We start from the raw sequence: 21,554 nt of genomic DNA, 5'->3' as shown, positions 1-21,554 counted from the left end.
TTTCCGTCAATTGTCGGCTTTGTTTTCGAATTTTGCGCACGGCGGTATAAACATCATTTCGACGGTGCCCGTCGCGCCGTTTCTCTGTTTTGCAACGATGAGTTTCGCTTCCTGCGGCTCATAAGGATCGTCCCGCTTTCTGTCGCGGTGTATGAATATGACGACGTCGGCGTCCTGTTCGACCGCGCCCGAACCGCGAATCTGCGCGAGCGTCGGCTCATTGCCTTCGGCGTCGCGGGAAACCTGCGAAAGCGCGACGATCGGAATCGTAAGTTCACGCGCCAGCGCTTTCAGCGATTTTGAAATTTCCGCTACCTGTTCGAATACGGGCGCGCTCCTGTCTTCCGTGACGATGAGTCCGATATAATCGATAAAGATGATTTTGACGCCCTGATTGGCGACGAGGCGGCGTGCCATCGCGCGGATATCGAGGAGTTTCATATTCGGCGTGTCGATGATAAAAAGCGGCGCGTTATAGCAGCGACCGGCCGCGTCTTGGAGGCGCTGAAAATCCTGCATCTGCAAAAAGCCCGAGCGCAGTTTATTGCCCGGGATGCGCGACACTTGCGAAAGCAGGCGCTGGCCGATAAGTTCGTACGACATTTCGAGCGAAAAAAATCCGCACGGGATCTGCTGGTCGACGGCGATGTACTCCATCATCGACAGCGCAAGTGCGGTTTTTCCGATGGAAGGCCGCGCGCCTATGACGATGAATTCGGAATTTTGAAAACCGCTTGTCATCGTGTCGAGTTTTGAAAATCCCGACGGCACGCCGGTAAACTGATTGCGGCTTTTGTATCGCTTGTCGATAAGCTCGATCGTTTCGGCGAGCACATCGTTTATGCTGCGGATCTTTGTCGTTTCGTTGCGCTGCGAAAGCGCGAATATTTTCTGTTCGGCTTCTTCGATGAGCTCAATGCTTTCGTGCGTTTCATCGAACGAAGAAGCGTGCATTTCCGATGCGATTTTGATGAGATCCCTGCGGTAAGCGCAGTCGAGGACAATGTCGGCGTAGTATTCGATATTTGCGCTCGTCGGCACTTTGCCCGTCAAATCGGCGATGTAAGCCGCCCCGCCCGCTTTTTCGAGGCTGCCGTCTTTCGTGAGCTGATTGATAACGGTGAGCGTATCGCCTTTGATATTTTGCTGCAAAAGCGACAGCATCGCCTGATAGATGATTTGATTTTGGAGCGAATAAAAGCGGTCTGCGCGGAGAATCGTAACGATATCCGTCGCGGCGTTCCAATCGAGGAGCAGCGCGCCGAGGACAGCCTGTTCGGCGTCCGCATTGTGCGGCGGAATCTTATCTTTTAACATTGCAGCTGCCATAGTTTTCTCCACACGCTTTCAACAGATTATCCCCAAGATATCCACAGCTTTGTCTCTTTAGACGGCAAAAGCCGGCCGCTCCTCGGGAACGCACCGGCCTTCGCCGCAATCTGCTCAATATTCGCTTATTAAAAACGAGATAAAACTGCCTCAAAAGCCGGTCGGCTTTTCAGACAGCCACATTCCCGTTGTATCCGGACGGAAAATTACGCTTCGGCTCCGTCCGATTGCGCGCTTTCCTGCGAAACGCTTTCGGAAGTTTCCGCTCTGACCGCTTCTGCACCTTTGTTTGCGGAATTTTCACCTGCGCTTTCGGCTTTCGCCTTTTTCGCTTTGCCGTCGTCGGCAGCGTCTTTCACTTCGGTGCTCTCTTCGCCCTTTACCGATACGACCATCTGCGCGATCTGCGATTCATAGAGTTTTACGTTGAAGTGGTAGTTTCCGACCGATTTGATCGACACGCCCGGAATTTCGATGCGTTTGCGCTCGATTTCAAATCCGTTCTTTGCAAGCAGGTCGGAAATGACTTGGGCGGAAACCGCACCGAAAAGCTTTCCGTTTCTGCCTGCCGGCATCGTGATCTCCAAATGCAACGCTTCGAGTTTTTCTTTGAGGCTCGCCGAATCTTTGCGCTTTTGCTCTTTGCGCGCTTCTATTTCGGCTTTGCGGCTTTCAAAGAACGCAACGGTCGCGTCGTTATACGGTACGGCGAGTCTGCGCGGTCGCAAAAAGTTTCGGAAATATCCGTCGGCGACGTTTTTGACGTCTCCTTCTTCTCCGAGCGTTTTAATGTCCGTGTTCAAAATGACTTTCATGTTCAAGCTCCTCTTAAAAATGGTATTGCACCGCCTCTATACGCGTTCGGCTGCGGCGGCACTTTGTATCGTTCGGGCGCGTCACCAGGAGTCGGATCGCATACCCGATCAATTAAATAGTTTTTCAGTCGGCTACGTAGGGCAACAGACAGATATTGCGCGCGCGTTTGATAGCCGCTGCAAGTTCTCTCTGGTGTTTTGCGCAGGTACCGGTGATGCGACGCGGAAGAATTTTACCGCGTTCGGTCATATAGCGGCGCAGGCTGTCCGCGTTTTTGTAGTCGATCTTCGTTTTGTTCGCACAAAAGCGGCACACTTTTTTGCGGAAATAAGTTTTTCCGCCCTTTCTTCCCGCTCCTTTTTCCTCCGCCTCGTCGTCGCTCATAGTCGTTGTATCGAGAGCGGCTGCGTTCATCTTTTCTTCAGCCGAAACAGCGGCTGCGCTTTCGTTATTCAATTCGTCTGCCATTATAATCTCCAATTACATTAAAAAGGAATATCTTCGGGGAACCCGTCATCGGTCGGCGATGATGAAGCGCCGTACTGTCCCGTCTTTTCGGACGGCGCTTTCGGTTGGAATCTCGGAGCACCCCCGGACGCTTGTCCGCCCTCCGATTTTCCGCCGAGCAGCTGTACCGAATTCGCAACGACGACGACTTTGCTGAAATTCTGTCCGTCCTTTTGCCAGCGGTCCTGCTTCAGATAACCGTCGACGGCGATCTGCTTTCCTTTGAGCAGATACTGTTTCAAGTTTTCGGCAGTCCGTCCCCAAATCGTTATATCGAAATAATTGACTTCGTCGACCCACTGTTCGCCTTCTTTTTTGCTTCGGTTGACGGCGATGCTGATATTTGCCCGAGCCATTTGACCGTTGCCGACATACGCAAAAGAGCGTTCGTCCGCGCCGAGGTCTCTCGTCAAGCGCCCGATCAAAAATACATGATTCATATCCGTCATACTGCAGCCTCCGAAAGCGGGATCGACCCTCAGTTCGCTTCTTTTTCGTCGAGCTTTACAAACAGGTATTTGAGCATATTCGTGTTGAGTTTGAACTGTTTGTTGATTTCGACGATCTTTGCGGGATTGAGCTTCATCGTAAACAGGATAAAGCGTCCCCGTTTTTGTTTTTTGATTTCATAGGTTAAATCGCGGTCACCGAAGGGTTCTTCTTTTTCGATTTCGGCTCCGAATTCGTTTAAAACGCTGCGGACATCGTCAGCGCCTTTTTTTGACTTTTCCTCGTCGAGCGGGAAAACGGTCATCAGTTCGTATTTTCGCATACCGGCTCCTTGTGGTCATTTGGGAACTTCATACGAAGCTCCAAGGGGTGTTTTATTATATTATCAGATTGATGAAAAATGGTCAATTGTGTATACTTATCGATATGAAAGTATTTTTCCGAATTCTCTTCGTCATGGCATTTTTTCCGCTTGCCGCCGCCGCGTCCGACACATATCCGGATCTCGTGCAAAGCGGCACGGCGCAGCAAATCAAACGCGCATTTTTATTCGACGGAGACGCGCCTACCCGTACGATCGGAAAGGAACGAAACAATCTCCTCATCATGGCGATCATACACGATCGGGAGGAAGATATCATCAACGTGCTGCTGAAAGCGGGCATCGGCGTCGATGAAAAAAATCGGGAAAAGCGGACGGCCGTTTCATACGCGTGCGAATACTGCAGCGCCCCGAGCACATTTCGCCGCATTCTCGGTTCGGGTCGCGCATCCGAAAAGAAAATACACAAGCGCCTTATGACGCGCGATAAAAAAGGCAGATACGCCGCCTCATATGCGGAAACGAATCCCGCCGTCCGAGAAATCGTTACATCGTATCTGAACGAAAACGATATCGCCCTCCTCGAGCAAACGACAGAAGGCGGCGTACCGCTCCTTTCCGCTGCGGCAAATATCGAGCGACCGGCGGAAAGTACGGAAGCCGTTTTACAAGCGGCGGAAAACGCGAAAATCGTTTTACCGACGGCGGAAAAAACTCCGGAAGCCCAAGCGCAAAACGAGGATTCGCGCGCGCTTTCCGAAATGCCCGTAACTGATAACGCCGACGTAAGCGCATCCGACGGAACAAACGATGCCGCTTCCGAAAACGAAGATACGGCCGTACCTGAAAAAAGCGCCGCATTTGAAAAACCTGCAAGCGCCGAAGCGGATGCGGTTCCGCTGCCGCCGCCCGTGCTTCTACTTCCCGCTGTTCGCCCCTCGGCATCTCACGGCAAAACCTTTTTATACGATTACGCAGACGCGCCCTCCGACAGTGAAGACGCGGCGGCCGAAACGGTACAGAGCGAAACGATTATTAAAAACGTCAATATGCAGGATGAAAAAGGCGTTACGCCGCTTATGTTCGCGATAAAGAGCGCGAGCGTCGATCTTACCCGCACGCTGCTTAAAAGCGGTGCCGACGTAAACGCACGCGATAAAGAAGGTTGGACGCCGCTTATGTATGCGGTAAGAGTGCAAAACGATTCCGATCTCGTCAGTATGCTCATCGATGCGGGGGCTTCCGTCCGTGCAAAGAATTCCTACGGCGTGTCATCGCTCCTCATCGCAGCCGAATACTCGGAAAATCCCGACGTCGTTTCGCTGCTCCTCGATTCGTATTCCGCAACCGAAAGCGAAACCGCAAAAGCATTTATTCATACGATCACATCTTCAAATGTACCCCTCGCCGTCCAATGTGAAAAAATCCGATGCTTTATCGATAAGGGTGTGCCGATCAATGCATTTTGGGAAGGGAAAACTCCTCTCATGTACGCAGCCTCTGCCGGAAGGTCTACAGCCGTCATCGAAACATTGCTCGAAGCGGGTGCTCTTCCTTCGGCGCGCACGGCATCCGGTCTTCGCGCATTCGACTTTGCGCAAAAAAATCAAGCGCTCGAACACGACGATATCTATCGGTCGCTCAACGCGGACAACTGAGCATGCGCATAACGGGCGGCGTTTTAAAAGGCCGGCAGATCAAGTGTCCGAAAGGCGTTATCCGTCCCGCAATGGACAGAATGCGCGAATCCGTTTTCGCGATACTCGGCGGCCTCGATGGCAAATCCTTTCTCGATCTCTTTTCCGGTTCGGGCACTATAGCGATCGAAGCGGCATCCCGCGGAGCGGAGCGCGTCGAACTGTGCGAAAAAGATAAAATCAAAATCCCCGTCATACTCGAAAACGTCGCCGTCGTCGAACACGAGCTGGGCTTCATCGTCAAATGTCATTTTATGCCGGTTGAATATTTTATTAAACGCTGTAAAGACAGCTTCGACTATATCTTTTTCGACCCGCCCTTTCCGTATAAGTTCCACGCCGAATTAATAAAAAACGCCGCTGAAAACGGCATATGCAAAAGCGGCGGCACGATCATCGTGCATCGGCCGGAAGAAAAATCGATGCCCGATAAAATCGGAGAGCTTATCCGCACGGATATGCGCACCTACGGCCGCTCGGTCGTCGACTTTTATTCCTTAATAATCTGAAAAAAGTAAAAAAAATCCTTGACTTTTATAAGAAACGTGGTACTATAAGTATGGTAGGGTAATTGTTGTTAATTTTGCAGGCATAGCGGTGACGGATGAATTAAAAAAGAAGATAATCGAAAAACAGGGGAACGCGGGATTTATTAAAACAACCGATACTCCCGTCGCTTCTCTTTCCTCCGGACAAAAAGCAGGACTGAACCGCACCGGCAATACCCTCTTCAACGAAGGCAATATCGAGCAGGCACGCAGGATATTCACGGCGACGGGTTATTCCGACGGATTGACGCGCGTCGGAGATGCCTACGCGAAAAAAAACGAAACGATCAAAGCGCTCAAGCAGTATGTGCTTGCACACAATTCAAAAAAGTCGGAACCGATCTATGAATGCATGGCCCGCGTCATATCGGCAGTATTAAAGAAAAACAGTTAAACGAATTGCAACAAAGGAGTATACATCAATGGAAGCAACGATCGAAAGCATTGAAAGTACCGAAACGGAAAACGAAGAAGAATTCTTTTCCGATGAATCCTCTGCCGATGAAAACCTGACCGTCGACCGTATTTCGGAGCTTTCAAAAGGCGGCTATCAATTATTAAAAAGCAATAAAATTACCGATGCGAAAGATATGTTTAAAAAAATCCTCGACATCGAAAACAATAATAATTACGCTCTCGTCGGACTCGGCGATTCGGAACGCAAGCAGAATAATTACAACAAAGCGATAGGCTATTATAACGACTGTCTCTCCTATCATCCGGGAAACAACTACGCTCTCTTCGGTCTTGCCGACTGTTACAAAGCGCTCAACCAATACCGAAAAGCGATCGATATCTGGGAACAGTACCTCGTGCACGACGACCGCAACATCACGGTGCTCACGCGAGTAGCCGACGCATACCGGAAAATACACGACTTTAAAAAATCGAAAGAGCTGTATTTGAAAGTGCTCGACATGGAAGAAGACAACGCGTATGCGCTCATCGGACTCGGGCATTTGCACTACGACTTTAAAGAATACAAAGATGCGCTCTACTATTGGGCGAAGATGCTCGAACTCAACGAAAGCGCCGTCGATATCCGTGTCCTCACGTCGATCGGAAATTGTCACAGAAAACTTAAAACCTTCGAAAACGGCGTCGCCTATTTCGAGCGCGCGCTCGCACTCGACCCGAACAATTTTTACGCGCTGTTCGGACTCGCCGACTGCTACCGCGGCATGAACCAGCAGTACCGTTCCATCGAATACTGGAACAGAATCCTCGCGCTCGATCCCGACAACAAAGTGATCCTCACGCGTTCGGGCGATGCGTACCGCAACACGGGCGACTATAAAACCGCCGTCGAATACTACAACAAAGCGCTCGACATCGCCTTCGATGTATATGCGGCTCTCGGGCTCGCGCTCATCTGTAAGGGCGAAGGCAAATACGAAGAAGCGGCGGAGCGGCTTTCAAACCTCATCCGAAACGACGCAAAAAATTACCGCCTGTACATAGACCTAGCCGACTGTTACGTAAAGCTCAACAGAAAACAGGATGCCGTCGCCGCCCTCGAAAGCTTTCAAAAACAGGGCATACGCTGTCCGCCTATAAGCGATATGCTCGACAAGCTGAAAAACAATAAGCCGATCTATTGATGTGCACGCCGCGCTTTATTAATTTTTGTCGGACATGTCTCGATCATGAATAAAATCGCACTGGCAGGTCTCTTGCCCGAAGAACTGTGCGTTTCTCTATCCCTCTCCCCTTCGTTCCGCGGGAATCAACTGTTTCAGTGGATCGGAAAGGGAGCCTATTCGTTCGACGCGATGACGAATATGAGCGCAGCCTTACGTGCAACTCTTGCCGAAAAAGCGATACTCCGCTCGACTCGAGTGTCCGCCGTGCTGAAAGCGGACGACGGCACGGTAAAGTTGCAGATAGAAACGGAAGACGGACTTGCAGTCGAAACGGTGCTCCTCACCGACAGGGCGGGTCGGAAGACCGCCTGCGTTTCCTGCCAAGCCGGCTGCGCGATGGGCTGCGCCTTTTGCAAAACGGGAACGCTCGGCCTTGCCAGAAATTTGAGCGCAGCGGAAATCGTCGAACAGTTTTTATATCTCGAAAAATATGCGGGACTGCTCGACAATATCGTCTTTATGGGTATGGGAGAGCCGCTTTTAAATCTCGATGCGGTGCGGAAAGCGATCGCCGTGCTCACCGACAAGAGGGGGAGAAATCTTTCAAGCCGCCGTATCACGATTTCAACCGTCGGCATCGTACGCGGCATATACGATTTGGCGGATAAGGGGCCGGCAGTACGCCTCGCCCTTTCGCTTACGACCGCCGACGAAACCTTGCGCCGGGAACTTATGCCGGCGTCGTTGACGAATTCTTTACACGATTTACGTCAGGCGATTTCGTACTACATCGAAAAAACGGGAAAAAGAGTTACGCTCGAAGCTGTGCTGCTTTCGAGCAAAAACACGAGTGAAAAAAATGCGGATTCTCTCATTGCCTTTGCAAAAGATTTGGACGTCCACATCAACCTCATTCCGTGGAATCCCGTCGAAGGGCTTTCCTTTGCAACGCCCAATCAGGAGGAAACGGAGAAATTCGTTTCGCGCCTTGAAAAGGGAGGACTCAACGTAACGCTCCGTATGCATCGCGGAAAAAGCATCGCGGGTGCCTGCGGTCAGCTCGGCAAAACGGAGACGGGCGTTGCATCTGCCCGCGCCGGAAAGCGTATCGAAAAAATAGGGAAATCGATTTTATCCAAGTCCGATAATAAGTCGTAAAGATCATAAAAGAAGGCGGATGCCGTGTTGCAGCTTTGCAAGATTACCGAAAAGCCCGCAACGGCCGTCGTAAGCCGCACGCTTTTACTGCAGCGGTGCGAAGTATCCGCTCTCGTCCCTGCCGCTTCGGTTCATGAGATAGGTTTCAACTTCGACCGGTAAAAACGCGCGCCCCATATCCGTGTTGAGAGACGACACATATGAAAGCTGATAGCGGCCGACGGGAAGATTTCGCAAATCATCGATGACGGAGGCGAGTCCTTCCTGTCTGAAAACGTAATAGGATGAGCCTTTTGTATTTTCTTCGAGGTAAGCGATTTCGGGATCGGCTGCGCCCTGCGTAAGGAGGACGGGTGAAAACGCGATCGAATTGTTATTGAAATATGCGGTAAGTTCGGAAAGTCCGTACTTTTTAAAAGCGTTTTGCGTCACGCGTCCCGCGCTTAAAAACACGACGGCGCGTTTTGCTTCCGCGTTTATGAGATCGTTTGCGGCAAGGCGCAGCGCGAGGTCGAGGGGCACTTCGGCCGACACGGGCGTTTTTAAAACGTTTATGCCGAATTTTTCCGCTGCGCGCGGAGAGCCTTTATATTCTGTTGCAGGCACGGCGCCTGCACAGACGATGCGGAGCGTCCCCTCGCCTTTCATCGCAGATGCAAGAGAGCACACGGCGCTTTGGATTTGAGCTTCGTAAGCCGCGCTTTCTTTCGACCTGTCGATGATGATCGTAAGGTCTTCGATTTTATTGTTCGACGCGGCACCGATAAGCTTTTGCTGCAAAACGGGACGCTTTCCTTCCGTCAAATAAAAGTTTTCTTCGCCGAGACCGACGACGCTTTCGCGGCGGCGGTTTTCGACGGAGAGTTCGACGACAACGAGCGGAAATTTATCGGCATTGACGCGTTCGATCTGTACGAAAAGTCCGCCGATAAGCTCCTGCATTTTCGTCATCACATACACTTCGTTCGATTTCATATCGGTGACCAGGACATTGCCGTTCGCATCGGGCACCGCGCTCGTCAGACGCGACGGAGCGTTTCCCGTGTTCGCACTTTCGTATGTCGCTCCCGTTTCGAGGTCGACCGAAATCACTTTGTTCGAATCACAGACGACGAGAAAGTCGTTCCACGCTTTCATCGATTCGGGAAAGCGGAAGGTTTTTTCCCTCACCAGCGTGCGGATGAAGTTGCCTGCAGTATCGAATTGATAGATGCCGCCGGTCACGTTGTCGGCGACGTAGATGCTGCCCGAAACGGATGCGATGCCGGTAGGTCCCTGAAAGCCCGCAAAGCCGTTTTGCGCCCTTCCGAAATAAAAGAGCGCGTTTCCGTCTTTATCGAATACGTCGACGCGGCTGTTTCCGTAGTCGGTCACGTAGATGTTTCCGTTTTCGTCTTCGGCGAGATATTGCGGGCCGACGCACTGTCCGACGCCGCGTCCCTTCGAGCCGATATATTTAATAAATTTTCCGTCGGGGTTCAAAAGCGAAAGCCTGTCGCCCGCACTTTCGCTGACGAGCATATTACCGCCTTGAAGCGCAATCACGTCGAGCGGCCGATCGAATCCGTTGATCGGTCCTTCGGCGCGGCGCACAACGGTACCGTTGACGTTTATCTTCAAGAGTTCGTTGGAACCGTAAGCGACGACCCACAGAGTGCCGTCGGCGAGCGGAAGAGAGGAAACGGGTTCGCTGAACACGAGGACATCTCCGTTCATGCCGGGAAAGCTTCCCGCTTCCGTATAGCGCGCGTCTTTTCCGTAGGCATCGCCCGTCACGCGCCGCTCGCTCACGACTTCGATCCTGTTTTGCATGAGGATGCCGCCCCGGCCGTTTTCGTAGGCTCTCTTCCACGATGCGAGCGCTTCGCCTTCAAGGCCGCTTCGATAATAAGCTTTGCCGAGCCAGACGAGTATCAAATTGTCGTCGTTCTTGTATGAAAGGGAACGTTCGAACTGCAAAATCGCTTCGTTGAACGCGCCTCGGTAGTAAGCCTGCACGCCGCGTCGGAATTCTTCGGCCGCAAAACCTTCGTCGGCAGTGCGCATCCTTCCGGGAGCGGAAAGACCTGCCGTATCCTCTGCAAAAAGAGAAGCGGCGAACAGCAGCAATAAAAGGAGCGCTTTTTTCACCGCGCGAAAAGAAACCCCACTAGGGAAAGCATTTTTACGTATCGATTTTTTTGCCGAAAAGTCTGCATGCGGAGCATGAGAAAAAATATGTTTCATCGCACGTCCTTAAAAGCCGAGAGTTGCGCGACGTGTTCTTTGATGACGGCATTCGACCCGTCGAGCTTTTGCGCTTCCGTAAGATATTTTGAAGCTTCTTCCATGAGGCCGAGTTTGAAATATACCCACCCCAGTGAATCAAGACATGCGGCCGATTTCGGTTCGGATGCGACCGCTTTTTTGCAGTAGGTCAGCGCTCGCGTCAAATCGGTATTTTCGCATGCGAGCACGTATCCCATGCCGTTCAGCGATGTGAGATTTTCGGGGTCGGTTTCAAGCGATTTTTCATAGTAAGCGAGACATTTTTTGACGTCGTTTTGCTCCCACGCGATAAATGCGATAGCCGCGTAAACGGATGCGTTGCGGTAACCCGTTTCGAGCAGTTTGTTGAGTTCGAATTCGGCAAGACGTCTGCGGCCGGAAAGCGCGTAGATGACGGCGAGGAGAAAGCGGCACTGCAAAACGCGCTCGAGTTCCGTACCCGACGTGACCACCTGTTCCAAATACAAAAGCGCGTCGTCGTAGTGTTCGAGCTTCGCATAGCACAGCCCTATGTAATACGCGAGCTCTATGCCGTCGATCCCCGTATCCTGAGGAAGCGCGAGAAAAAACGCGAGAGAGTCCGCATATTTTTTTTGCTTATACAGCAGTATACCCTGCCGCAATATGTCGGGAGTTTCGGATGATTTTTTTGCTTCGTTTGCCATAGCCCCACCGCCGCATTATTTTACACCGAAAACGAAATGCCGTCCACTCCTTTCGCAGCGCGCACTTCGGCATAGATACGAGAGACGGCGACAAAACCTTTTTCGCATACCGCATTGTCGCTTGCATCTCCGCCGTGCGTAACGATGTCCCCTCCGCAAAAAAAGCTGTACCGATCGCCGTCGGGGCCGGCGAGCACGTGAACGGCATCCCTGTATTCGCGAAACGATATTTCATCGGCAAAGGAAGCGCCGCCGTAGCGATCGAGAGACAAACCGTTGACGTTTACAAAAACGCACAGACCGTCGGGAGTACCGTCTCCGTTTGCCGTATGAGTAAGCGAAATGAGCGATGACAGATTGGAAGAAGCAAAATGCGCCATCGCATCGTAACGCCATAGGCCGTCCGAAGAGCGCACGCTGAAAGCTATCCCCGGCACTCCGTAGAGCACCGCCTGCCTCGCTGCAGCCGCAGTCCCCGAATAGAGAATATCCGTTCCGATATTTGCACCGCGGTTGATACCTGAAAGCACGGCATCTACGTTGCTTCCGATGATGCCGCTTTTGAGAGCCGTGATGACACAGTCGGCGGGCATACCGGAGCACGAATAGACACGCTGTCCGTGCTCCTTTATCCGAAGCGGCTTATCCATCGTAATGCGGTTCGAAGCGGCCGAGCGGTTTCTGTCGGGCGCAAATATCCACACTTCGTGACCGGCATCGGACAAGTGCCGTGCAAGCGTTTTTATACCGTCGGCGGAAAATCCGTCGTCGTTTGTTAAAAGCAGTTTCACCGTAAAGTCCTTTATTCGCCTTTACTTTACGATGTGCGCGCCGTCGGCGGGCAGAACACGGTACAAAGACGGATGAAAGCCGAATATCCTTTCGTACTCGGAAAGCTTCGTTTGAAACGCTTCTTCGTCTTCTTTTCTGATAAACGTATACAGGCATCTTCCGAAGCCCTTTCCCGTAATGCGTCCGCATGTAACGGGGTTTCGAAGCTGTTCGAGATTGGGCTCGAGTTCGCCGACGCGTTTTAATATCCAGTCGATTTCAGGACACGAAAGCTCGAACAGATCGCGCATGCTTTCGTGACTGTGGTTGACCGCGCGCGCAAATTTTCCGAAATCGTTTTTGACGAGGGCTGTCCGCGCATCGATGACGTCGTTATGTTCGCGCATAATGCACAAGAGTTTCCGCCTCGTATCTTCATTTACCGCGGAAAGCGTTTCGTTTATTTCGGTGACATTGTTTTCGTACTGCCAGCCGCCGTATACGCCCCGCTTCCGTTCGCGAAGATCTCCGAGCAAAAGCGCGTTTTCCGATTCGTGAATCGTGTTTTCATCCCACACGGATACGCGCGGCACCCTCGCATCGGTGAGGAGGATGAGCGAGTCGTCGAACGGAAAATCGACATAATCGTAGGCCGCACGCGCGTGATCGGTGATGAGCAGCTTTCCCGCTTTCGAATACAGGGCGGCAAAATTGTCGGCGTTGTAGTTCCCCGTCTGCAAAAACGATTTGTTGCCGCGCTCGATTGCCGCAAGCAGTTCCGCATCGCTCATGCCGCGCGAAAAGAGTTCGCGGAACGCGAGGGCGCTTGCCGCCTTTATCGCCGTCGTAATGCCGAAGCCCGCGGACGGGAGAATATCGCTGTATACGGTGATGTTCATACCGCCGAGCGTACATCCTCCTGCAAGGAATCCCGAAATGACGGCTTTAATCGCATTCGCCCAGCGGTCTTCCCTCCTGAATTTCAGCGACGAAAGGTTCGAGCGCTTCCGCTCGTTCATCTGCAAAAAGTAAAATTTCAGTACGGAATCGTCGCGCTTTGAAACGGAAATATAAACCGGAAGGTTTACCGCCATGGAAAGCGTTTTATCACGGAAAAACCACGAATGTTCTCCGATGAGATGAAAACGTCCGGGTGCGACAGCCGTTACTTTCGGAAAAACTTCATATTCTTGTTTGTGGGCACCTCTCACCTGTTTCATACGGCAGTCCGAATCCTTAAAAACGCCGCTTGTACTCGGCAGCGTTATATATTATACTGTTTTCCATTGTATACTAATGAGTAATTTTTTACAAGTTTTCTGCGTACTTTTTTCGGCGATTCTCGTGTCCGCTTCCATTCCGAACGAGTTTTTTTTGCTCGGATGCCCCTCTATCGCCCTTATTTCGCTCGTTCCGCTCTATATCGTCGTCGCCGAGTGTTCTTCGTATAAAAGCGCGTTTCGGCTCGGCGCCCTGCATACGTTTTCCGTCCACCTGTTTTCGAGTTTTTGGCTCGCCTTTTTTAAAGATTTTGCAATTTTTACACTCGGTGCATCGGCACTCGGCACAGGTCTCATCGGTGGTATTTTGGGGCGTATGCTCTACGTACCCTACGCACGATACGGCGGATGCAAAAATCTTCCCTACGCGCAGGAATCGGCATGGTCGCGAAAACGCCTTGCCGAAGGAGCGGGACTTTTATCTTACGACATTCCGTTCCGCGTCTTTTGGTTTTCGTGTACGTATACGCTTTACGAATGGTATAAAGCGTCGGGAACGGGTTTTCTAGCATATCCGTGGGGTACGCTTTCGTCGAGCGCGTTTCCGTGTCGGCTCTTTATGCAGATCGCGGATATCACCGGAACATACGGCATTTCGTTTTTGTTTGCGCTGTGTTCGGCAGTCTGCGCGGAAGGACTTTTACTGATCAAGCATACGCCGCATCTTCTCAATCCCCTTGCTTCACTTTCGGCGCTCAAACGTACGGCGCACGTGTGCATCGCGCTCTTTGCGCTTTCGTTTGTATACGGCGCTTTTCAATATGCAAAACCGCGTACTCCTGAAAAAACGCTCAACGCCGTCTTGGTACAGCAAAACAGCAATCCGTGGAACGAATCTTCCGACCAAGCGTCGATCATCGCATCGGAAAAACTCAGCGAAGAAAAAATCGACGCATTGAAAGCGAAAGGGAAAAATGTGCACCTCGTCGTCTGGAGCGAAGGCGTTTTGCGTCATTCGTTTCCGAGCGGACAGGCCTATTATTCGCTCTACCCTCCCGAAGAGCCGCTTTTGGAATTTATTAAACGGATGAACGTGCCCTTTATCATCGGCGGCCCCTACGTCGCCGACGGAGAGATACGCAGGCTGAGCAACGCTTCTCTCCTCTTCGATGCCGAAGGCAGCTTCCGGGGCGCATACGAAAAGATTCACCTCGTGCCCTTTGCCGAAGTGCTGCCCGGAGAAGAATACGAATGGGCGGTCAATCTGATGGATAAGCTCGTCGGAATTTCGGCCGGATGGAAAGCCGGCGATCAATACGTGCTCTTCGATATTCCGTGTGAATGGAGCGAAGGGCGCGCAAAGAGGGCGTCGAAAATCGTATCGCTCGCAAAAGGCGCCGAAGACGAGGAAGCAAAAGACGAAACGCCGCTCGTGCGTGTCAGCGCGCCCGTCTGCTTCGGAGATGCTTTTCCGTCCGACGTGTGCGGTCCGCTTCACAGGTACGGAAGCGACGTGTTTATCAACATAACAGACGACTCGTGGTCGAATACGAAATCCGCCGAATACCAGCACTTCGTCATCGCCTCCTACCGCGCGATCGAATACCGCACGACGCTGGTACGCTCGACGAACGCCGGCTATTCGGTCGTGCTCGATCCCGCAGGAAAGCTCGTCGCCGATATGCCGCTTTTCAAAAGAGACGCGCTCGCCGTCTCGATCCCCGTCTATAAACATTCGACGACGGTCTATGCGCTTTTCGGAAATTGGCTTCCGTTCGTCTTCGGCGTTTTAATAATCGCCTATTGTCTCTACGTTTCGCTCGCTTTCGTTTTCGGCGATGACTTTATCTACGAAACGCATTAATAAAACGACACCGCTATTGCATTGTCTCTCGAGCGATACTTGAGCGATGACAGCTTGTCACGCGCTCGATTTATTTTTATAATAAATAAGCTAAAAGGAGGCATTATTGCCATGAGCAAATTTATCATCAAAAAGGCAAAGACAGGACTTATGTTCAACTTTGTCGCGTCGAACGGCGAAGTCGTTGCAACCTCTGAAGTGTATACGACAAAAAAAGCGTGCAAAAACGGTATCGCAAGCGTCCAGCGGAATGCGGGAGCCGACGTCGAAAACCTTGAAGATAAGGCCGGCGTTCACGTCAAAGGCGCAAAGTACGAAACGTATAAAGACAAGCGCGGCGAATTCCGCTTCCGCCTCAAGGCGACGAACGGCCAAATCATCGCCGTCGGCGAAGGCTATAAAGCGCTCGCAAGTTGCATGAACGCGATCAAGTCGATCAAGACGAATGCGCCGAGTGCGGAAATCGTCGATGAAACCAAAGCCGAAAAGGTAGAAGCAAAAAAGCCCGCGGCAAAAGCGAAAAAGGCCGGATGTACCGCCTGCGGCTGCAAATCTAAAAAATAAAGAACCGGTTATGGGGTTGTTCAAAAACTTTGGATGACCACCTGATTTACCATGCGATGTTTAAAATTACGTCATTACGATACAAAGACTTGATTTTAAACTCGACGGGCTGTCGAAAAAGGAAGCGGCTTTTGAGACAGCCCCTTTTCATTATAGAAATTTATTAATTAATAAATTTAATTATCGAGTTCGGAAGCAGTAATTATGCGGCAAAAAAATGCCGCATCGAAACAGACCCAAGGAGATCGAACGAAAATGGAAAAATTTTTCAAATTGAAAGAGAGAGGAACGACGGTACGCACCGAAATCACCGCCGGCTGCACGACTTTTTTGGCGATGGCGTATATCCTCGCCGTAAACCCCGCGATCCTTTCACAGGCGGGCATGAATGCGGCAAGCGTCTTTACCGCAACGGCGATTGCGGCGGGCATTGCGACGCTCGTTATGGCATTTACCGCGAACCTGCCGGTCGCCCTCGCACCGGGCATGGGGCTGAACGCGTTTTTTACGTTTACCGTCGTTTTGGGCATGGGCTATTCGTGGCAGACGGCGCTCACCGCCGTTTTTCTCGAAGGTATTTTATTTATCGTCTTATCGATTTTTAAAGTCCGCCAAGCGCTCATCAAAGCGATTCCCGCAAACTTAAAAAAAGCGGTTGCAGTCGGCATCGGTTTATTTATCACCCTTATCGGTCTGCACGACGGCGGCATTGTTTCCGGAGATACCGGAACGATCATCGGTTTTGTGCCGATGAAAGGCGCTGCCCTCGTCGCGATCATCGGCCTCGTCATCACGATCGTTTTACTGTGCTTAAAAGTAAAAGGCGCGATCATCATCGGCATGATTTTGACGACGATCATCGGCTACCCCTTCGGCGTAACGAAGATTCCCGAAGGCTTCAGTCCCTTTTCACTTCCTGCAGCCCCGCTTTTCTTTCAGTTCGATTTTTCGACGGTGCTTTCGCTGAAATTTTTCACCGTGTTTTTTACGTTCCTCTTCGTCGATATTTTCGACACGATCGGAACGCTCATGGGCATCGCCGAACAGAGTAATCTGAAAGATAAAAACGGCGACATCAAAAACGTCAACGAAGCGCTCCTCTCCGATGCGGTCGGAACGGTCGTCGGAGCCGCGCTCGGCACGTCGACGATAACGAGCTTTGTCGAAAGCACTGCAGGCGTCGCCGAAGGCGGACGCACGGGTCTCACGTCGGTAACCACTGCAATCATCTTTTTCGCAGCTCTCTTTTTGAGTCCGCTCTTTTTGCTCGTGCCGTCTGCGGCTTCCGCACCGGCGCTCATCGTCGTCGGCTTTATGATGATGCGGGCAGCGGCAAATATCGAATTTACCGATCTTTCCGAAGGCATCCCCGCTTTTATAACGATCATGACGATGCCGTTTTCGTACAGCATCGCAACGGGCATTTCGTGGGGCGTTATGAGCTACGTCGTCTGCAAAGTCGCTTCGCGCAAGTTTAAAGACATTTCCGCGCTGACGTGGATACTCTTTGCCGTTTTCGTTGTAAAGACCGTACTCGACGCAATGTAAACACTATGGCAGACGAAGCAAAATACGCGCGCCCGAGCTGGGACGAATATTTTATGGAAGTCTGCCGCACGGTCGCAAAGAGGGCAACCTGCGACCGCGGCAGAAGCGGCTGTGTCATCGCGCGCGACAATCAAATTCTCGTAACCGGCTACGTCGGAAGCCCTGCAGGGCTTCCCCACTGCGACGACGTCGGGCATTTGATGCGGAAAATGATCCACACGGACGGCACGATTTCACAGCATTGTGTGAGAACCGTACACGCCGAACAGAATGCGATCTGCCAGGCGGCAAAGCGCGGCATCGCGATCGACGGCGCGACCGTGTACTGTAAGATGACGCCGTGCAGAACCTGCGCCATGCTCATCATCAACTGCGGCATAAAGCGCGTCGTGTGCGAAATGCACTACCACGATGAAAAAGATTCGCTCGATATGTTCAAACAGGCGGGCATTCCGATCGAACACGTAAACGACAAAACGCAAACCTACAGCAATATGTAGCTCGGTTCGCATATCGGTACGCTTTTATCGGAAGCGCGCTTATGTTCCGCCTTTGGCGTATGCGGCGAGCAGTCCTTCGGCGACACCGGGATTCGTTATAACCGACGGGCCTCCGATGCAGCCGCATTCGCACGCCATCACTTCGACGAGATTCGGCGTGTTTTCGTTTTTCGCAATTTTCCCCTGATTTATCATTCCGTATGTCGCAAGCTTTTTCATACCGGCTCTGTCGAGTCCGTTGATTTGGGCGGCTTTGAGGATGCTTTGATCTTTGAGCCGCACCCGCACCGCTTCCGCTACCCCGCCCGTCTTTGCAAAACCTCTTCCCGTCGACGTCGGAATGTGATCGGGCAGTTTTGCAGGGAGAGAAGCGATATCGATATTTTTTGCAATAAAAAACGCGCGGAGTTCTTCGACCGAAAGCACGTAATCGACCGCATCGTCGTCGAAACCCTCCCTCCGCTTTGCAAGGCAGGGACCGATAAACACGGTAACGCAGTCGGCATCTTTTTGCTTTGCGATCTCCGCCGTGTAGTGCATGGGGCTTCGCGTTTCGGACACGCAGGGCTTCAAAGCCGGCACGTGAATATTTACCGCGCGCACATACGCCGAACAGCATGACGTCGTCATAAGCACATCTTCGCGCGCCATACGCTCTTCGAATTCTTTCGCTTCTTTATCCGCGCAGATATCCGCTCCGATCGCGACTTCGAGTACGTCGTCGAAGCCCGCGGCTAAAAATGCCGCTTCGAGCTGACCGGGAGCGGATTTGAATTGAGCTGCAATCGAGGGCGCATAAAGCGCGACGACACGCCGTTTTTTTTGCATGATATGTTTGATAACGTCGACGAGCTGGCTTTTATCCATCATCGCACCGAAGGGACACTCGCTCATGCAGCGCCCGCAAAAAATGCATTTATCGTAATCGATTTTTTCGTGTCCCGTTTCGTCTTTGCTGATCGCGCCGACGGGGCATGCTTCTTCGCAGGGTACGGGAATTTTAATAACCGCATGATACGGACAGTTTTGCATGCACAGCCCGCAGTTGACGCACTTCGCTTCATCGATAACCGCTCTCCGGTCTACCGTGATCGCTTTGCGCGGACAGTTCATCATGCACGGGCGCGCAAAACAGCCCTGACACGCGTTCGTAATCATGTAGTGCGTTTTTACACACGCGTTGCACGCATCCTGCAAAACGGTGAGCATGGGCCAGGTCGGAGAATCCCGCTCGAGAGCATCCTTCGCGTATTCGGCAAGCGGGCGGTCGTCGTCGTAATTTTCGATCGATATGCCGAGCCTGGCAAGGACTCTCATGCGCAAAATCGCCCTGTCGTGGTAGATACAGCAGCGTATCGATTTCGAGTCGAGAGGCGCCATTTCGCGAGGGATATAATGCACGCCTTCGGTAAGTTTGCCGTCGAGTTGGAGGCGCGCGATACGCACGAGAATTTCACGCTTTACATTTGCAGCGTTGTTGTTGATATTGAGCATCGTTTTTCCTTAATGCACTGTTTTGTTTACGCGCGGCAGTATAGCATATTTTTACAATTTGCGCCAGAAAAGGGAATGCACGGCGCAATTTCAAATTCCGTGCCGGCAAAACACTCACATTTTGATTGTCAACCTATTGTATTTATTGAACACTGATTGTAAACTCGCGCTATGAAAATAAACAACACTCGCTTTATCTTTATCGTTTTGTTTGCGGCGATCATCTGTGCGGGCTGCTTTATCGCAGTACCTATAGGTCCCGGCGGCATTCCGATCGTCATGCAAAATATGTTCGCCGTGCTCGCAGCTCTCACGCTCGGAGGCTTCGGCGGATTTTTTTCGGCGCTGCTCTTCGTCGCAGCCGGCGCGCTCGGACTTCCCGTCTTTTCAGGCGGTGCGGGCGGGATCGCGCGCCTTTTGGGGCCGACGGGCGGATTTCTCATAGGCTATATACTCGCAGCTCTCGCCGCAGGCTGCATCGCACGAAAGCCGCGCGCAGGTGAAAAAGCATTCAGCACAAAAAACATCGTAAAGTTGTCGCTCGCCTCTCTTGCGGGATTTACGTTCATCTATGTTCCGGGTATCTTCCGCTTTATGCAGCTGACTCACCGAAGTTTTTCCGCATCGATTGCGGCCTGCCTCATTCCGTTTATCCCCGGAGATCTCATAAAGCTCGTTCTCTCAGTTCCGCTTGCGGCAAAGCTCCGTACGATTGCCGCTCGCTATTTTACCGACAAAAGCGAATGACGCAGGACGATTTACTTCCGTACGTCACTTCGTTTCCGAACGGCGCTTCCCTTTCCGTCGAAAAGGTGACGAAAACCTTCCCCTCGTATGAGGGGGATCAAAGGTTTACCGCGCTTTCGGAAGTATCTTTTTCGCTTTGCGAAGGAGATACCGCCCTCATCGCGGGAGCGAACGGTTCGGGAAAAAGCGTACTCATGTCGATCATCGCTTCCCTTGACAAAGCCGATTCAGGTACGGTGAAAATCCTATGCGGCGGAAAAGCGGCACAGTGCGGACTTGTATTTCAAGAAGCCGAAATGCAGCTTTTGGGAGAGACGCCGATCGAAGACGTGATGTTCGGCTTAAAAAATATCGGATTAAAAAAACGGGAAGCCGAACGAAAAGCGCTCGACGTGCTTGCGGAAGTAGGTCTCGCGGGAAAAGAAAAATCGAGCGCACGATTTTTGTCGGGAGGTGAAAAAAGACGGCTTGCCGTCGCGGGCATCATAGCCCTCGATATGCCGCTCGTCATATTCGACGAACCCTATGCGAACCTCGACTATTCGGGCGTGCGGCACGTGAACGCGCTTATCAAACTGCTGAAAAAAAAAGGAGTGACGATCATCATCCTCACGCATGAGCTCGAAAAATCGCTTGCGCTCTGCAACCGCTTTATCGTGCTGTACCGCGGAAAAAAAGTGTTCGACGGAAAGCCCGCCGAAGGATTGGCGCAAAAGCTCGAAGCTTGGGACATCAAAAATCCGCTTGCTTCCTACAAAGATCTTCGGGATCTCGAATGGTAAGACTTTTCGGCTACCGAAGCGGTTCGTCTTTTTTGCACAAATGCGATGTGCGCATAAAACTCATTTCGCTTTTTGTGCTCGGCACTTTCATTTTCATCTTGCCCCGAAACGCCGTGATCGCCTGTATCGCGATTTTTTTTGCGCTTTCCCCTGCCATCCGCTTTCCGATGAAAGAAATCCTTTTGTCGCTCAAGCCCGTTGTGTATTACGCGCTTATACTTTATAGTTCGTCGATAGTACCCGCCCTTTTCGCTCACGCTCCCTTTCCGCTTCCGTTCATCCCTTCCGAACGCGACATCGTCATTTTGTGCCGTCTCGCCCTCGCCTTTTTAATCGCAAACGCGATTTACCGTACGACAAGTCCCCTCGAACTTCGAGAAGCAGTCGAATCGATCGAAAGAGGTGTCGTGCGGATATTTCGGCAAAGAGCGGAATACCGCCGGCTGCTTTTTTCGGAATCCTTATCGCTTTTAATCGTACTCATCCCCGAAGTATTCGCCGTGTGGCAGGCGGTTTTTCGGGCGTGGAAAGCGAGGTGCGGAAAAAAAGGCATCCGCATGGTGTTAACCCTTTTTCCGGTCTTTATTTCCGTGTGCATGAAGCGTACTTATATAATGTCGCTCGCTCTAAAAGCCAGGCGGCCCGAAAACACGTAAAAATCGCAAAAAAACGAAGAATTTTCGACGCGGCATCTTGCAATATCAGCTGTAGCGCTGTATAG

General features: G+C 51.7%; 22 protein-coding genes. 12 read left to right on the top strand and 10 right to left on the bottom strand.

What is annotated here, in order from left to right; genetic code table 11:
- Nucleotides 1-6 precede the first annotated feature (6 nt).
- From dnaB to rpsF, 5 genes are all read right to left on the bottom strand, one after another.
- Complete coding sequence (gene dnaB / locus H9I36_RS02705) at nucleotides 7-1,329, bottom strand: replicative DNA helicase (RefSeq protein WP_187383855.1); 1,323 nt, start codon at nucleotides 1,327-1,329, stop codon at nucleotides 7-9.
- Nucleotides 1,330-1,535: 206 nt separating this feature from the next.
- Nucleotides 1,536-2,144, bottom strand: a complete 609-nt coding sequence (gene rplI / locus H9I36_RS02700) for a 50S ribosomal protein L9 (protein ID WP_187383854.1) — start codon at nucleotides 2,142-2,144, stop codon at nucleotides 1,536-1,538.
- 124 nt (nucleotides 2,145-2,268) lie between these two features.
- Nucleotides 2,269-2,529 (bottom strand): 30S ribosomal protein S18, encoded by a 261-nt coding sequence (gene rpsR, locus H9I36_RS02695; RefSeq protein WP_231364258.1) that lies wholly within the window; start codon nucleotides 2,527-2,529, stop codon nucleotides 2,269-2,271.
- Nucleotides 2,530-2,630: 101 nt separating this feature from the next.
- Nucleotides 2,631-3,101, bottom strand: coding sequence for a single-stranded DNA-binding protein (locus H9I36_RS02690; RefSeq protein WP_187383853.1), 471 nt, complete (start codon nucleotides 3,099-3,101; stop codon nucleotides 2,631-2,633).
- A gap of 29 nt (nucleotides 3,102-3,130) precedes the next feature.
- Nucleotides 3,131-3,424, bottom strand: coding sequence for a 30S ribosomal protein S6 (rpsF, locus tag H9I36_RS02685; RefSeq protein WP_187383852.1), 294 nt, complete (start codon nucleotides 3,422-3,424; stop codon nucleotides 3,131-3,133).
- Between the two features lie 104 nt (nucleotides 3,425-3,528).
- On the opposite strand from rpsF, the gene H9I36_RS02680 reads away from it, so the two are divergent.
- The 5 genes from H9I36_RS02680 (at nucleotide 3,529) to rlmN (ending at nucleotide 8,410) form a co-directional block, all read left to right on the top strand.
- Complete coding sequence (locus tag H9I36_RS02680) at nucleotides 3,529-5,082, top strand: ankyrin repeat domain-containing protein (protein ID WP_187383851.1); 1,554 nt, start codon at nucleotides 3,529-3,531, stop codon at nucleotides 5,080-5,082.
- Nucleotides 5,083-5,084: 2 nt separating this feature from the next.
- A complete protein-coding gene (rsmD, locus tag H9I36_RS02675) occupies nucleotides 5,085-5,630 on the top strand; it encodes a 16S rRNA (guanine(966)-N(2))-methyltransferase RsmD (protein WP_187383850.1) in 546 nt (181 codons plus the stop codon).
- A gap of 88 nt (nucleotides 5,631-5,718) precedes the next feature.
- Nucleotides 5,719-6,063, top strand: a complete 345-nt coding sequence (locus H9I36_RS02670) for a hypothetical protein (RefSeq protein WP_187383849.1) — start codon at nucleotides 5,719-5,721, stop codon at nucleotides 6,061-6,063.
- Nucleotides 6,064-6,091: 28 nt separating this feature from the next.
- A complete protein-coding gene (locus H9I36_RS02665; protein WP_187383848.1) occupies nucleotides 6,092-7,270 on the top strand; it encodes a tetratricopeptide repeat protein in 1,179 nt (392 codons plus the stop codon).
- A gap of 45 nt (nucleotides 7,271-7,315) precedes the next feature.
- Nucleotides 7,316-8,410 carry a dual-specificity RNA methyltransferase RlmN gene (gene rlmN / locus H9I36_RS02660; protein ID WP_187383847.1) on the top strand — a complete coding sequence of 365 codons (1,095 nt, stop codon included), beginning with the start codon at nucleotides 7,316-7,318 and terminating at the stop codon, nucleotides 8,408-8,410.
- 84 nt (nucleotides 8,411-8,494) lie between these two features.
- Here the strand turns inward: rlmN and H9I36_RS02655 are convergent, their stop codons facing one another.
- The 4 genes from H9I36_RS02655 to H9I36_RS02640 all read right to left on the bottom strand — a co-directional run bounded on the left by H9I36_RS02655 (nucleotide 8,495) and on the right by H9I36_RS02640 (nucleotide 13,334).
- Nucleotides 8,495-10,540, bottom strand: coding sequence for a hypothetical protein (locus H9I36_RS02655; protein ID WP_370586938.1), 2,046 nt, complete (start codon nucleotides 10,538-10,540; stop codon nucleotides 8,495-8,497).
- Between the two features lie 92 nt (nucleotides 10,541-10,632).
- On the bottom strand, nucleotides 10,633-11,343 hold the full coding sequence (locus tag H9I36_RS02650; protein ID WP_187383845.1) for a tetratricopeptide repeat protein: 711 nt from the start codon (nucleotides 11,341-11,343) through the stop codon (nucleotides 10,633-10,635).
- Between the two features lie 20 nt (nucleotides 11,344-11,363).
- A complete protein-coding gene (gene surE, locus H9I36_RS02645; protein ID WP_187383844.1) occupies nucleotides 11,364-12,134 on the bottom strand; it encodes a 5'/3'-nucleotidase SurE in 771 nt (256 codons plus the stop codon).
- A 21-nt stretch (nucleotides 12,135-12,155) separates the two neighbouring features.
- Nucleotides 12,156-13,334 (bottom strand): galactokinase, encoded by a 1,179-nt coding sequence (locus tag H9I36_RS02640; RefSeq protein ID WP_187383843.1) that lies wholly within the window; start codon nucleotides 13,332-13,334, stop codon nucleotides 12,156-12,158.
- A gap of 76 nt (nucleotides 13,335-13,410) precedes the next feature.
- Between H9I36_RS02640 and lnt the strand changes: the two genes are divergently transcribed.
- The 4 genes from lnt (at nucleotide 13,411) to H9I36_RS02620 (ending at nucleotide 17,810) form a co-directional block, all read left to right on the top strand.
- Nucleotides 13,411-15,198 (top strand): apolipoprotein N-acyltransferase, encoded by a 1,788-nt coding sequence (gene lnt / locus H9I36_RS02635; RefSeq protein WP_187383842.1) that lies wholly within the window; start codon nucleotides 13,411-13,413, stop codon nucleotides 15,196-15,198.
- A gap of 111 nt (nucleotides 15,199-15,309) precedes the next feature.
- Nucleotides 15,310-15,762, top strand: coding sequence for a YegP family protein (locus H9I36_RS02630; protein ID WP_187383841.1), 453 nt, complete (start codon nucleotides 15,310-15,312; stop codon nucleotides 15,760-15,762).
- A gap of 255 nt (nucleotides 15,763-16,017) precedes the next feature.
- The gene (locus H9I36_RS02625) at nucleotides 16,018-17,310 is read left to right on the top strand and encodes an NCS2 family permease (protein ID WP_187383840.1); all 1,293 of its coding nucleotides are present in this window, start codon (nucleotides 16,018-16,020) and stop codon (nucleotides 17,308-17,310) included.
- 5 nt (nucleotides 17,311-17,315) lie between these two features.
- The gene (locus tag H9I36_RS02620; protein WP_187383839.1) at nucleotides 17,316-17,810 is read left to right on the top strand and encodes a deoxycytidylate deaminase; all 495 of its coding nucleotides are present in this window, start codon (nucleotides 17,316-17,318) and stop codon (nucleotides 17,808-17,810) included.
- A 39-nt stretch (nucleotides 17,811-17,849) separates the two neighbouring features.
- Here the strand turns inward: H9I36_RS02620 and H9I36_RS02615 are convergent, their stop codons facing one another.
- Nucleotides 17,850-19,304 (bottom strand): monomeric [FeFe] hydrogenase, encoded by a 1,455-nt coding sequence (locus tag H9I36_RS02615; protein ID WP_187383838.1) that lies wholly within the window; start codon nucleotides 19,302-19,304, stop codon nucleotides 17,850-17,852.
- Between the two features lie 171 nt (nucleotides 19,305-19,475).
- On the opposite strand from H9I36_RS02615, the gene H9I36_RS02610 reads away from it, so the two are divergent.
- The 3 genes from H9I36_RS02610 to H9I36_RS02600 are packed head-to-tail and all read left to right on the top strand — an operon-like array spanning nucleotide 19,476 to nucleotide 21,489.
- Complete coding sequence (locus H9I36_RS02610; protein WP_187383837.1) at nucleotides 19,476-20,051, top strand: biotin transporter BioY; 576 nt, start codon at nucleotides 19,476-19,478, stop codon at nucleotides 20,049-20,051.
- Entirely contained in the window at nucleotides 20,048-20,833 is a 786-nt protein-coding gene (locus H9I36_RS02605) for an energy-coupling factor ABC transporter ATP-binding protein (RefSeq protein ID WP_187383836.1), read from the top strand. Before H9I36_RS02610 ends, H9I36_RS02605 begins: the two co-directional genes overlap by 4 nt.
- Nucleotides 20,827-21,489, top strand: a complete 663-nt coding sequence (locus H9I36_RS02600) for an energy-coupling factor transporter transmembrane component T family protein (RefSeq protein WP_187383835.1) — start codon at nucleotides 20,827-20,829, stop codon at nucleotides 21,487-21,489. Before H9I36_RS02605 ends, H9I36_RS02600 begins: the two co-directional genes overlap by 7 nt.
- Nucleotides 21,490-21,554 lie beyond the last annotated feature (65 nt).

The organism is Treponema sp. Marseille-Q4130, from assembly GCF_014334325.1.
In the GTDB taxonomy this organism is placed as follows: Bacteria; Spirochaetota; Spirochaetia; order Treponematales; family Treponemataceae; genus Treponema_D.
This window is presented reverse-complemented; position numbering and strand designations above follow the sequence as displayed.